13 protein-coding genes are annotated in these 13,256 nt (G+C 49.4%); 10 read left to right on the top strand and 3 right to left on the bottom strand.

Annotation, left to right across the window (positions count from 1 at the left end):
• Positions 1–78 precede the first annotated feature (78 nt).
• Positions 79–1,383: an ABC transporter substrate-binding protein gene (locus AACQ84_RS11100; RefSeq protein ID WP_012307800.1), complete on the top strand. Its 1,305-nt coding sequence runs from the start codon at positions 79–81 to the stop codon at positions 1,381–1,383.
• An 80-nt stretch (positions 1,384–1,463) separates the two neighbouring features.
• On the opposite strand, the gene AACQ84_RS11105 is transcribed toward AACQ84_RS11100, so the two are convergent.
• A complete protein-coding gene (locus AACQ84_RS11105) occupies positions 1,464–1,961 on the bottom strand; it encodes a pentapeptide repeat-containing protein (protein WP_012307801.1) in 498 nt (165 codons plus the stop codon).
• 122 nt (positions 1,962–2,083) lie between these two features.
• On the opposite strand from AACQ84_RS11105, the gene trpD reads away from it, so the two are divergent.
• Together trpD and AACQ84_RS11115 are read left to right on the top strand one after the other, a co-directional pair.
• The gene (trpD, locus tag AACQ84_RS11110) at positions 2,084–3,118 is read left to right on the top strand and encodes an anthranilate phosphoribosyltransferase (protein ID WP_012307802.1); all 1,035 of its coding nucleotides are present in this window, start codon (positions 2,084–2,086) and stop codon (positions 3,116–3,118) included.
• A 121-nt stretch (positions 3,119–3,239) separates the two neighbouring features.
• Positions 3,240–3,842 carry a hypothetical protein gene (locus AACQ84_RS11115; RefSeq protein ID WP_012307803.1) on the top strand — a complete coding sequence of 201 codons (603 nt, stop codon included), beginning with the start codon at positions 3,240–3,242 and terminating at the stop codon, positions 3,840–3,842.
• A gap of 21 nt (positions 3,843–3,863) precedes the next feature.
• On the opposite strand, the gene AACQ84_RS11120 is transcribed toward AACQ84_RS11115, so the two are convergent.
• Positions 3,864–5,126: a pentapeptide repeat-containing protein gene (locus AACQ84_RS11120; protein ID WP_012307804.1), complete on the bottom strand. Its 1,263-nt coding sequence runs from the start codon at positions 5,124–5,126 to the stop codon at positions 3,864–3,866.
• Positions 5,127–5,255: 129 nt separating this feature from the next.
• On the bottom strand, positions 5,256–6,554 hold the full coding sequence (gene hemL, locus AACQ84_RS11125; RefSeq protein ID WP_012307805.1) for a glutamate-1-semialdehyde 2,1-aminomutase: 1,299 nt from the start codon (positions 6,552–6,554) through the stop codon (positions 5,256–5,258).
• A gap of 226 nt (positions 6,555–6,780) precedes the next feature.
• On the opposite strand from hemL, the gene AACQ84_RS11130 reads away from it, so the two are divergent.
• From AACQ84_RS11130 to AACQ84_RS11160, 7 genes are all read left to right on the top strand, one after another.
• Entirely contained in the window at positions 6,781–7,023 is a 243-nt protein-coding gene (locus tag AACQ84_RS11130) for a 2Fe-2S iron-sulfur cluster-binding protein (protein ID WP_012307806.1), read from the top strand.
• A 474-nt stretch (positions 7,024–7,497) separates the two neighbouring features.
• Positions 7,498–9,027: an ammonium transporter gene (locus tag AACQ84_RS11135; RefSeq protein ID WP_041443948.1), complete on the top strand. Its 1,530-nt coding sequence runs from the start codon at positions 7,498–7,500 to the stop codon at positions 9,025–9,027.
• A gap of 743 nt (positions 9,028–9,770) precedes the next feature.
• Complete coding sequence (locus tag AACQ84_RS11140; RefSeq protein WP_012307808.1) at positions 9,771–10,289, top strand: phycocyanin subunit beta; 519 nt, start codon at positions 9,771–9,773, stop codon at positions 10,287–10,289.
• 105 nt (positions 10,290–10,394) lie between these two features.
• Entirely contained in the window at positions 10,395–10,883 is a 489-nt protein-coding gene (cpcA, locus tag AACQ84_RS11145) for a phycocyanin subunit alpha (protein WP_012307809.1), read from the top strand.
• Between the two features lie 118 nt (positions 10,884–11,001).
• Entirely contained in the window at positions 11,002–11,874 is an 873-nt protein-coding gene (locus AACQ84_RS11150; RefSeq protein WP_012307810.1) for a phycobilisome linker polypeptide, read from the top strand.
• Between the two features lie 178 nt (positions 11,875–12,052).
• Positions 12,053–12,295 (top strand): phycobilisome linker polypeptide, encoded by a 243-nt coding sequence (locus AACQ84_RS11155; RefSeq protein ID WP_012307811.1) that lies wholly within the window; start codon positions 12,053–12,055, stop codon positions 12,293–12,295.
• A 136-nt stretch (positions 12,296–12,431) separates the two neighbouring features.
• Positions 12,432–13,238 carry a HEAT repeat domain-containing protein gene (locus AACQ84_RS11160; protein ID WP_012307812.1) on the top strand — a complete coding sequence of 269 codons (807 nt, stop codon included), beginning with the start codon at positions 12,432–12,434 and terminating at the stop codon, positions 13,236–13,238.
• Positions 13,239–13,256 lie beyond the last annotated feature (18 nt).

Raw genomic sequence — 13,256 nt, forward strand, 5'->3', positions numbered from 1 at the left:
CCCTTTCTTGGGGTTGCATCCTGGGGTTTGTGCATAAAATGAGGGAGATTTTAATCTTTTTTTGAAAAAATCTGAACCATGCAAACATCGAAATTTAATTTGGCGATCGCCCTTTCCCTGGCGGCGATCGCAACCTTCACCGGAGCCTGCCAAGACACCACTGCCCCCACTGATGGCAACGGCGAAACCCCTACAAATACTGGTGCTGAGGGCCTGAAGTTAGGCTCCCTGACGCCAACCACTGGCGACCTTTCTTCCATTGGTCAAAATATGCCGATCGCCGTAGAACTGGCCGTAGAAACAATTAACGCTTGCGGGGGCGTCAATGAGCAACCCGTCACCCTCATCCAAGAAGATTCCCAAACAGACCCCACCGCCGGAGGGGCAGCGATGACAAAGCTGGCGGAAGTCGATAGAGTCGCCGGGGTTGTGGGGGCCTTTGCCAGTAGTGTGTCTAGTGCCGCTGTTGATGTTGCGGTGCGGAACCAAGTGATGCTCGTTTCCCCCGGCAGTACCAGTCCTGTGTTTACAGAACGGGCCGCGAATGGTGATTTTGATGGCTATTGGGCCAGAACTGCGCCCCCCGACAGCTACCAAGCCCCTGCTTTGGCTGTTTTAGCGCAAAAACAAGGCTTTGAACGGGTTTCTACCGTGGTGATTAACAACGACTATGGCGTGGGCTTTGAGCAAGAATTTATCAAAGCCTTTGAAAACCTTGGGGGCACCATTGTCAACAAAGATAATCCGGTGCGCTATGACCCGAAAGCCGCCACCCTCGATAGTGAAGCGGCAGCCGCTTTTGCCGGAGAACCCGATGCCGTCCTTGGGGTGCTCTACGCAGAGACTGGTAGTTTATTGCTCAAAGCCGCCTATGAACAAGGCTTAAGCGAAGGGATCACTGTTCTATTAACCGATGGCGTCTACAGCGAAGACTTTACCCAACAGGTAGGTACGACCGCCGCTGGTCAGTCAATTATTGCGGGGGCTCTAGGGACGGTTCCCGGTGCGGATGGCCCGGCCCTAGAAGCTTTTACAGCTCTCTGGCGCGAAAAAACAGGTAAGGAGGTTACGGCCTATGTGCCCCATTCCTGGGATGCGGCGATCGCCATGATGTTGGCCGCCGAAGCAGCGGATGTGAATACTGGCGAAGGCATTAAAAATTACCTCCGGGAAGTTACCAGTGGGGACGGCCAAGAAGTGAGTGATCCCTGTGAGGCGATCACCCTCGTCCGTGAAGGCCAAGCGATTAACTACCAAGGTGCCAGCGGGAACGTTGACTTTGATGAAAATGGTGACGTGGCTGGAAACTACGACGTTTGGACCGTTAATGAAGATGCCAGTCTCTCGGTGATTGATACCGTTAACCCCCTAGAAGCCCTTTAAGGTTACCTGGGATACAACACAAAAAAGGGGGAACATTTCCCCCTGTTCATCCCCATAAAAATCGAATGTTCAGGCTTTGATTAACAGCCCAAAGAGTCAGCCGTGGCAATCCCTGTTACTGGATTAACCCCTGTAGCCACCGCACAGAGCTTCTTCTGTTGTGGCCCGTCTAACACGGCAAAACTGAAATCTGCGCCATCAATCTTGGCATTCTCAAAGGTAGATCGCAGGAGAATCGCCTCCACAAAAATCGCATCGGTCAAATCGGCCCCAGTAAACTTAGAGAGATAGGCGATGCCATTGGTAAAATCGGCCCCGTGGAGGTTGGTCGTTTCCAGTAACGTACTGTTAAAAACAGCCCCCCGGAGATCACTGCCGCTTAAATCTGCGTTGGTAAGATTCACCTGGGAAAATTCAACCCCTTGGAGGTTTTGCCCCGCAAAATTGCTGCCGGCGAGATCTTCACTGTCGATCGCCGACCGAGATGTAGCCGCAGGACTGGCCCCGTAAGCCGGTGTCCCCCAACAAAGCCCGAAAATGACGAAACCTAAAACAACAATGCGCGCTAAAACCTTCATAACCCTCAACTCGCCTGACATTTAACAAAATTTTTCCAAAGGATATTCTAAAAGATTCTCGGAAAGGGAGGAAATCCGATAGAGTTTTTGGAAAACCTCTCTAGCACGTTTGCCTCGAATCTATGACAACTCCAAATTGGTCTGCTCTCCTCCAACAACTCATCAATGGCGAATCCCTAAGCCAAACCCAAGCCTCTCAACTCATGGAAGGTTGGCTACAAGAGGCGATTTCTCCAGCCCTATCTGGAGCTATACTTGCGGCGCTACAAACAAAGGGAGTTTCGGCTGATGAGCTGACGGGGATGGCCCAAGTTCTCAAAGCCCAATCCCGGCAACAACAGCTGTTAAGCCATGGGCAACCGGTGATTGATACCTGCGGCACCGGGGGAGATGGTTCTTCTACCTTTAATATTTCGACGGCGGTGGCCTTCGTGACGGCAGCCGCTGGGGTGAAAGTTGCCAAACATGGTAATCGCTCAGCTTCGAGCAAAGTCGGCTCAGCGGATGTCTTAGAAGCCCTGGGGGTTAACCTTGGTGCTCCTACGGAAAAAGTCCATGGGGCCCTTGATGCGGTGGGCATTACGTTCCTGTTTGCCCCTGGCTGGCATCCGGCGATGAAAAATGTGGCCCCGATCCGTCGCGAACTCAAGATTCGTACGGTGTTTAATCTGTTGGGGCCGTTGGTCAATCCCCTCCAGCCCACAGGCCAGATTATTGGTGTTTATGATTCGCAGTTTATTGAACGGATGGCCCAAGCGCTCAATCAACTGGGAACCCCTAAGGCGATGGTGCTCCATGGTCGGGAAGGCTTAGATGAAGCGGGCCTTGGGGATAAAACGGATTTGGCCCTTGTGAATGGTGGTGCAGTCACAACTAGCGTTTTAGATCCAGTTGCTCTGGGTTTAACGCCTGTTTCCTTGCAAGCGTTGAAGGGCGGCGATGTGCCTGTAAACCAGGAGATTTTAACGAATATTCTCCAGGGGAAAGGAACCCAGGCCCAACGAGATGCGGTGGCTTTGAATGCGGGGTTGGCACTCCAGGTGGCGGAAGTGGTGCCCTGGGGGGATCATCTCGCAGGCGTTCAAAAAGCTCAAACGGTAATGGCTAGCGGGGCAGCTTGGGACAAACTCCAGACCTTAGTCAATTTCTTAAAATAATTTTTATGGCGATCGCCGCCCTGGAAAATCTAGCGCCAATGGTTGTGACTACCACAGCTAAATTTTCACTGGATAAATTTTCACCGGAAAACCATATACCAAGGATGAATCCTCTTTTTTTATGACTGTCCAAGCCGACATTTTGACCCGTGCTGTTCTTTTGAATTCGCAGCGGCGACCCACCCCAGAGGCCCTCACGGCACAGTTGCTTGGCCTAGAAAAAACAGCAAAATGGGAGAAGCGGACTTATCCTTTTGTGTCTCTCTTAGGTACCTGGCAGCTCACCTTTATTACGGGCACCAAAAAAGCCCAAAAACAAGCGGGAAAAGTGCTGGGTCAGGGGCGCTATTTACCCCAGTGGGTCACGGTGGCGATCGCCTATGCTGCCCAGACAGAGCAAGACTCAACAACGCCCTGGCAGCAGGGCAGCGTTACCAACAAAGTTCACTTGGGGCCATTGCATTTATCCTTAACTGGCCCGGTGAAATTTCAGACTCAAAAACGGTTACTCGCCTTCGACTTTACCCAACTCACCGTAAGCTTGGGGGGATTGAGGCTTTATCGAGGCCAAATCCGGGGCGGTGAAACGGCCAGGCAAGATTTCTACGCAACAACCATTGGGAAACAGGCCTTTTTCAGTTACTTTTACGTCTCCCCCGATGTCATTGCGGCCCGTGGTCGTGGTGGTGGTTTAGCCCTCTGGGTTAAAGCTGAAACGAGTTAGACAGTTACTTTTACGGCTAATTTAACGGCCCAACTTATTTGGAATTCCCTCGCAGCCCCCAGGAACCGTGGCCCGACTTTTTTCACCGCACCAAGCACAGCAATAGTAACGTAGCTCTTCTCCCATGCGCTTTACGTTTGTAAAGTCAACATTTTCCACCACGGCCCCCGTATATTCGCCAGTGCGGTAGTTGGGTGACTTTGCTTTAATGCGGGGACTCGCCGTTTCAAAGGGGCCATAAAAGAAAATTGTGCCTTTCACGTCCGCCAGCCGCAGATTCGCATCCACCAAAATGGTGCGAGAAAGATTTGCCCGGACTAGGTCGCAGTTTTGTAAGTTCGCCCGGACTAAATTGGCTTCACTGAGCTCTGTCCAGCGCAGATCCATGTTAGCGAGATTTGCCCCTGCCAGCATTACCCCTAAATCGATCACGCGGACGCCCCATTCTCTGTCTTCGGCATAGCTACCCGTGCCATCGAGGATCGCACGCCCCAAACGACCATCCCGCTTCAGGGGGGTCAAAAATCGGGATTGGGAAAGAAATCGCAGAATTTTTGCTTTCCCACCAGCATCGACACTACTCAAAATGGCGGCGGTTCTCCCTTCGGCGATCGCCCTTTCTTGGGGCCAGTCTTCCAAAAGTCCTTCTTCGTTCAGGGCGAGGTCAGAAATCCCTTGGAAATAGGTGTCAATGGTTTGCTGCTGGGTAATGCGGTTTTGTTGGATGGTCAAATCACGGGAGATCACGTATTGTTCCCAGGCGACATAAACGGCCAGCACAGCGATCATAATTTGCCCCAAAGCCCCTACCCAGTCCGCCCAGGAGCCAAATTCATCCCAGACAATCTGGTTGAGCCAATGGCCTACCAATCGATAGAAACCGAGAAATCTCAACAAACTGGCGATCGCCACCAAAAAGGCCACCACACCAATGAGGGTACGCCGTTCTTCGGGGGTCAAAAAAGTCCCTAGCCAATTTTTCAGGGAAGGCAAAATAATCCGTAACGAGAGTAAGAGGGTGACGAGGGTGCCTGATAGTCCGAGCCAAGGCCAATGACTAAACAAACCCAATGCCGTCACGGCGATCGCCGTTGAAATGAGCCAAGGACTACCAGGATCAATTTTGCGCAGATAAAAGTGCCGTGCCGCCAAATCCGAACGGGGTGGTGGAATTTTTATCGGTTGAGATCCCGCCTGCTCCGAGGCCGTTGTTAATTCAGATTCGGGAGACTTTCCCTCAAGCTCAGTCCCCTCAGGCGATGGATTTGGTTTCCCTTGGCTCATAAACCCCCGAAAACAGAATTTTTAAGCAATTGTAGCGGATTCATCCCCCCGCGATTCCCAGAAAAATTCCCCCTTTCGTGACAGAAAGAGGGAACACTATATCTCAAAAATAGAACCGAAATTTAGGCTTTAGAGATTATTCAAGACCACTTTAGCTGCGGCCAAGGTTTTTTCAATATCTTCATCAGTGTGGGCAAGGGAGGTAAAACCAGCCTCAAACTGAGAGGGGGCAAGATAAATTCCCTGTTCCAACATCCCACGGTGATAGCGGCTGAACTTGTGTAAGTCCGATTTCTTCGCATCTTCGTAATTACGGACAGGTTCTCCCGTGAAAAACATGCCGAACATACCACTGATGTTACCACCCGTGACTTCATGACCCGCTTCCCGGGCAATGCTCAACAAGCCATCAATTAACTTTTTCGTGATGGTTTCCAATTGCCCGTACATACCAGGACGTTGGAGTAATTCAAGGGTTTTAATGCCCGCTGTCATCGCCAAGGGGTTCCCTGAGAGGGTGCCTGCCTGGTACATCGGCCCCGCCGGAGCCACCATGGACATAATGTCTTTGCGGCCACCATAGGCTCCCACAGGTAGCCCGCCACCAATTACTTTACCCAGGGTGGTGAGATCTGGGGTCACGCCAAATTTTTCTTGGGCACCACCATAGGAAATTCGGAAGCCTGTCATCACCTCATCAAAAACCAGTAAGGCGTCATGTTCTTTGGTAATTTCCCGCAATCCTTCGAGGAAACCGGCATCGGGAAGCACAAACCCAGAATTACCGACCACAGGCTCTAGGATCACCCCGGCAATTTCACCGGGATTTTCTGCGAATAATTTTTTGACCGCTTCAAGGTCATTATAAGGGGCAGTCAATGTGGCGGCGGTGGTGGTTTTGGGCACACCAGGAGAATCAGGTAAACCGAGGGTTGCCACTCCAGATCCGGCCTGCACCAGGAACATATCAGCATGGCCGTGGTAGCAACCTTCAAATTTGATGATTTTTTCTCGCCCCGTGAAAGCTCGCATCAAACGTAACACCGACATGCAAGCTTCCGTACCGGAATTCACAAAGCGCACCATTTCAATGCTGGGAACTGCATTGATCACCATTTCAGCCAAGATATTTTCTTTGAGGCAAGGGGCACCAAAGCTTGTTCCTTTTTCGAGGGTTTCCCGGAGTGCTGCATTAACTTCATCATTGGCATGGCCGCAGATGGCTGGCCCCCAAGTGCCCACATAGTCAATGTACTCGTTGCCATCGACGTCCCAAACGCGGGAGCCTTTGACGCGATCAAAAACAATGGGCTGTCCGCCAACGGATTTAAAGGCCCGCACCGGGGAGCTAACACCACCAGGCATCAGCTTTTGGGCGGCACTAAAAATCTCTTCGGATTTGGTTGTGTTTAAGGCTGTAGTCACCAAACGTTTTCTCCTTGTCGCAAATTTTCTTAAAGCTTATTTTTGTTAAAATGAGTGGCTCTGATGGCTTTGTGGAAAGCATCCCAATGCAGGGAGCCATTATAACGGATTATCATTTTACGCAGTAACGGTCCCTAAAATGTTTTCCGTTGGAATTCTTGTCGCCTGTGGTTAGTGGGAATTTCCTAGTTTAGTTTATTGTCTTCAACTCCTGGAGTTTTACGCTTTTATGTCCGCGATCGCCGTTCACTTTATGCCCAATGATGTTACCGTCACCGCCACCGCAGGGGAACCGATGATCGAAGTGGCACGGCGGGCTGGGGTGGCGATCCCCACAGGCTGCTTGATGGGCTCATGCCATGCTTGCGAAGTGGAATTAGACGATGGTACAAATCTCTGTGCTTGCATTAGTGGCATCCCTGGCGATCGCCCTGAAATCACCATCCATCTCTTCAGTGACCCCGTTTGGTAAATTGCAGCAGTCTTAGAACAGACCTTCCAAAAAGCCTGTGTCGTAAGGGTTAGAGCTATTCTAATTCTCCCTTTAATCTGTCTGAAGCGTATCATTTTATACAGAATGTTAGTGGTAAACATTTTAAAAACCAGGGTGCCTTAGAATAACCGCAATCAGTCCTTAAACTTGCGTTGGGATTTGATTTTTTGAAAACATCTTTGCTCTGAATAAATGTCAGCAAGTCCTCAATGGTGAAAACCCCAAATCCCATCACCATGAAAACTTTAAGGCCCTTAGGTGCCAGACCGAGCTTGGTGCAGCTTCAGACCATAGATGATTTTTCGGCAACTTTCGTTGATGGCTTTTCAAAAGGTTACTTCTGCTACCATTAGCGAATTTTGCCTGTGTTATTCCATTGAGTGAATGCCTAAACAACATCTCAAACTAATGCCTAAGTCAACTTTTCAACAACGTGGATGGGCACGGGAAGACATGCGGTCTCCCCACACAACAGATAACAGTGTGGTGCTTCGCTTTGCCCGTCAGCTCTCCCGTCACTTCTCCCCTGCCTGGCTTGCCTGTATTCCCTTAGCGGCGATTATCACCGTCGTCTGGGGAACTGCAGCAATGGCACAATCCGACGCCGTCGATGCCGCAGGTCAAGTCCAAATTATCCTAGACACGATCTTCCTGTTGATTGCGTCCGTCCTTGTTATTTTCATGAATGCAGGGTTCGGAATGCTTGAAGCTGGTTTTTGTCGTCAAAAAAATGCGGTCAATATCCTCTCCAAGAACTTGATTGTCTTCGCCGTTGCCACCATTGCTTATTGGGCGGTTGGTTATGCCTTTATGTATGGCGATGGAAATACTTTTATCGGTCTGAAGGGCTTTTTCTTCAACGGTAGTAGTATTCCCTACAGTGGAGATGGTAGTGAATGGTACATCGAAGAAGTTATTGATGGTGAAACAGTTCAAATTCTTCAGTTCGTACCGGAAAGTGTCTCCTTCCTGTTCCAGGTTGCCTTCGCCGCCACCGCTGCCACCATCGTCTCTGGGGCTGTCGCTGAGAGGATTAAATTCGACGCTTTCTTGATTTTCAGCTTCCTTTTAGTGGCGATTTCCTATCCCATTACAGGTCACTGGCAGTGGGATGGCGAATGGCTGTCTGCACTTCCTTTCCTCGGTGTGGATGAAGAAGGGGCTGCTTTATTTGGTTTCCATGATTTTGCTGGTTCAACCATTGTTCACTCCGTTGGTGGTTGGGCTGCCCTTGTGGGTGCTGCAGTAGTCGGGCCTCGCCTCGGCAAATACCGTGATGGTCAAGTCCACGCCATTCCTGGTCACAACATGAGTATTGCGACCTTAGGCTGTCTAATTCTTTGGATTGGCTGGTTTGGTTTTAACCCCGGTTCTCAATTGGCAGCAGATGCTGCGGTGCCTTACATCGCAATCACTACAAACCTTTCGGCTGCAGCTGGGGGAATCACCGCAACCGCAACCTCTTGGATCAAAGATGGGAAGCCAGACCTGTCTATGATTATTAACGGTATTTTGGCTGGTCTCGTTGGGATTACAGCCGGTTGTGATGGCGTCAGTTTCTTTTCTGCTGTGATCATCGGGGCGATCGCCGGTGTACTCGTCGTCTTCTCTGTGGCCTTCTTCGATGCTATTAAAATCGATGACCCCGTTGGTGCGACCTCTGTACACCTCGTCTGCGGTATCTGGGGAACTCTTGCCGTTGGTCTGTTCAAGATGGATGGGGGTTTATTCACTGGCGGTGGCATCCAACAGCTGATTGCCCAAATCGTCGGAATTCTTTCCATTGGTGGCTTTACCGTCGCCTTTAGCTTTATTGTTTGGTATGCCCTATCGGCAGTCCTTGGTGGAATTCGCGTCGAAAAAGACGAGGAACTCCGGGGTCTCGACATTGGTGAGCACGGCATGGAAGCTTACAGCGGCTTTGTTAAAGAGTCCGATGTTATCTTCCGAGGGACTGCCACTGGTTCCGAAACCGAAGGATAAATCCTCCCAGGAAATCCTTAAAACAATCTAAAGAAATTTTTCCTAACCTTCCTTACCCAAGGGAGGTTTTTTATGTGAGTTCACATTTTGTTACGTTACCCAATCAATACTTGAGCCGCTCAAAAAGTCTGACCTAGAGCAGAAAGTCCCTGAGTATATCGACTCATTAATCCGGTCTTTCCGCTTGGTTTCTTGAGTTGATTTTCTGCGAAATTTTGGAAATTCAGAGATCTAACCTTAGGGGGAGTCCACTTAAAAACGGCTCTGCTCAACCTTGCAAATGCCCTACTCTTCTTCTGTCTAGCCCAAGCACTCCCTGAGAAAATTAGCGGCGATCGCCTATAAACATGAAGTTTTATGACAGATCTTTTTACAAGATGTAATGTTTAAATGCCGGCAGACGTTGTATAACATTTACCTAAGATTAAGAGTCACTCGCAGTACTCCTTAGAAACCCCATAGGTTCCAAGGAACTAGCATGAACTTTATCTGGCAACTTTAAGAATCTGAGAAATTCAATGAATGTAAAGTTTCTTAAATGCCAAGGTGAAAAACAAGCAAAAATAGCTGACACTCTTAATTGGCTTTGGGGATTAAGTTTCCAACTCGAAAACAAAACCTTTTATCGACTCTAGGATTTTGTTTTCAGCAAGAGAGCCCCTCAGCACTTGCTTCACTCTTGTTAGTAAGCAAACCGCACAAAATAAATCCCACTCATCAAAATATAAGTAGGAGATAAAAACATGTTTGATATTTTTACCCGGGTTGTTTCTCAGGCTGATGCCCGAGGTGAGTTCATTTCTAGCGACAAGCTCGAAGCTCTCAAAAAAGTTGTTGCCGAAGGTACCAAGCGTTCTGATGCCGTAAGCCGCATGACCAACAATGCGTCTTCCATCGTTACTAACGCTGCTCGTCAACTCTTCGCTGACCAGCCCCAACTCATCGCTCCCGGTGGAAATGCTTACACCAACCGTCGCATGGCTGCTTGTCTTCGCGACATGGAAATCATCCTCCGTTATGTAACCTACGCAACCTTCACTGGTGATGCGTCTGTACTCAACGACCGCTGCCTCAATGGCCTCCGTGAAACCTACGTTGCGCTTGGTGTTCCCGGTGCTTCCGTTGCTGCTGGTGTACGTGCAATGGGTAAAGCTGCTGTAGCGATTGTTATGGATCCCGCTGGTGTAACTTCCGGTGACTGCAGCTCTCTCCAACAGGAAATCGAACTCTACTTCGAAACTGCTGCAAAAGCTGTTGAATAATCTTTTTTAATTCAACTCTGACATTTTTCGTTTTAAGTCTTACCGATACCGTAAGACGCTCTTTTAAAGAAAATTATTGATAATCCATAGGGAGATAATCTGACAATGAAAACCCCTCTTACCGAAGCAGTAGCACTCGCTGATTCTCAAGGCCGTTTCCTCAGCAACACTGAGCTCCAGTACCTCTATGGTCGTCTTCGTCAAGGTGCTTTCGCCCTTGAAGCGGCTCAAACGTTGACTGCAAAAGCTGACACCCTCGTTAATGGTGCTGCTCAAGCGGTTTACAGCAAGTTCCCCTACACCACCAGCACTCCTGGCAACAACTTCGCTGCTGACCAGCGCGGTAAAGACAAGTGTGCTCGTGACATCGGTTACTACCTCCGCATGGTTACCTACTGCCTAGTTGCTGGTGGTACTGGCCCCATGGATGAGTACCTCATCGCTGGTGTTGACGAAATCAACCGTACTTTCGATCTTTCTCCCAGCTGGTATGTTGAAGCTCTCAAGCACATCAAAGCAAACCATGGTTTGACTGGCGATGCTGCTACTGAAACTAACAACTACATCGACTACGCAATTAACGCCCTCAGCTAATTTTGCTTAGTCTAGGCCCGGATGGGTAAGTGGTTTTCAGCTTAAGTGTTGGGTTCTACTTACTTCTCCGGGTCTTGCTCTATCTAAAAACATTGGTTTAACAAGGAGTATTAGGCAAATGCCAGTTACTGTCGCTGCCTCTCGCTTGGGAACCGCTGCGTTTGACCAATCACCCGTCGAACTGCGCGCTAACTATTCTCGAGATGATGCACAAACCGTCATCCGCGCCGTTTATCGCCAGGTTTTAGGCAATGACTATGTCATGTCTTCTGAGCGTTTAACAGCTGCGGAATCTTTGTTCACGAATGGGTTTATTTCTGTGCGGGATTTTGTCCGTGCTGTGGCCCAGTCTGAGCTATATAAAGAAAAGTTTTTATACAACAATTTCCAAACCCGTGTGATTGAACTGAACTTCAAGCACTTGTTGGGTCGGGCCCCCTACGATGAAGCAGAGGTGATTGAGCACCTCGATCGCTATCAAAATGAAGGGTTTGAAGCTGATATCAATTCTTACATTGATAGCGCTGAATATACGGAAAACTTCGGGGACAACATTGTGCCCTACATCCGTAGTTATGTTGTTCAAACTGGACATCGTACCGTTGGTTTTACCCGGATGTTTAGTCTACAACGGGGTTATGCCAACAGCGATCGCGCTCAGATTGCGGGGAATGCTTCTCGCTTAGCCCAAGAGCTCGCTCGTAATACTACTTCTGCGGTGGTTGGGCCTTCTGGTGTTAACGAAGGTTGGGCTTTCCGGTCTGCGGCTGATGATTATCATCCTGGTCAATCCCTTGGTGGTTCCACTGGCTTAAGTGCGGATGACCAGGTTGTCCGGGTTGAAGTTGCTGCGTTGTCTACGCCCCGTTATCCTCGGATTCGCCGTAGCAGTCGCGTTTTCTTCGTACCGGTATCTCGTCTGTCTCAGAAGCTGCAAGAAATTCAGCGGATGGGCGGTAGAGTCGCCAGTATTTCACCTGCTGGCCAGTAAAGGTTAGAGGTCTCGTTTTCGCGTGATCTCTGAGTTGTTACCGGAGTGGGTAATTGATGAAAATCAGGGACAAAATTTGAGAGGGGGTCTAAGCTTCTCGATTTTGTGCCTGGTTTTGGCGACTTTACCTTAAGCGTTTATTGTACATAAATCTTTTACGGAGTTCCAAGAAAGAACCATGTTGAGTCAATTTGCGAATGGAACGGAAGCGGCTTCGCGTGTTTTTACCTACGAAGTGCAAGGGCTGCGCCAAACAGAAGAAACAGACAATCAAGAATACGCCTTTCGTCGCAGTGGTAGTGTTTTTATCAATGTGCCCTATGCTCGGATGAATCAAGAGATGCAACGGATTTTGCGTCTAGGCGGCAAGATTGTTTCGATTAAACCTTATACGGGTGCGACTGCTTCTGACGAGGAATAATTTTGTTGTTTCTTTCTGTCGCTGAATAAGCTTAATAACATTGTTGTTTTGAATATTTTTTCTAGACGGGGTAGCAGTGCTTTGGTTTTAGTGCTGTTGCTCCGACTTGTTGTGGGGGCTATTTAAAGGAGAATTTATGTCGGACTGGCAGATGGCTGAGGCCTGGACCCTAGAGGAGGCGATCGCCAATATCCAACAAACGGAAGATACAGGTAAACGCTATTATGCGGCTTGGTGGTTTGGCAAGTTCCGGGTGCAGGATGAGCGGGCCGTAAATGCGTTGCTAGCAGCGTTAAAAGATGAGACGGATCGGTCGCCGGATGGAGGTTATCCTCTACGTCGAAACGCAGCAAAGGCGTTGGGCAAGCTGGGCAATCTGGCAGCGGTGCAACCGTTAATTGAGAGTTTAGAAAGTCCTGATTATTATGTGCGGGAGTCGGCGGCCCAATCGTTGGAGATGTTGGGAGATCGGCAGGCAATTCCTGCGTTACAAGCGCTACTTGCAGGAGGGGTTGCAGCGGCAGTCAAGGCTGAGGGCAAACCCCATTTAGTGCAGCCCTATGAAGCGGTGATTGAGGCGTTAGGGACGATTGGTGCCACGGCGGCGATCGCCGAGATTGAGCCATTTTTAGATCATGAATTCGCAAAAATTCGCTACGCAGCACTACGGGCCTTATATCAACTGACCCAAGAAGCCCATTACGCTGAACAGTTAATGGAAGCCTTGAATGGTAACCAGCTACAGTTACGACGGTCTGCGCTGTTAGATTTGGGTGCTATCGGCTATGTTCCGGCGGGTCAGGCGATCGCCAAAGCCTATGCCGAAAATAGCTTAAAGTTAATTTCCCTCAAGGGCATTCTCGAATCCCATTTACAACGGACCGCCGAAACCCTCGATGCGGACGGTTTACAATTGCTCGAATTAATGGATAGTCTGCTCTAGGAACCTCATAAACCAAAT

The organism is Picosynechococcus sp. PCC 7002, from assembly GCF_963860125.1.
Taxonomy (GTDB): Bacteria; Cyanobacteriota; Cyanobacteriia; order Cyanobacteriales; family MRBY01; genus MRBY01.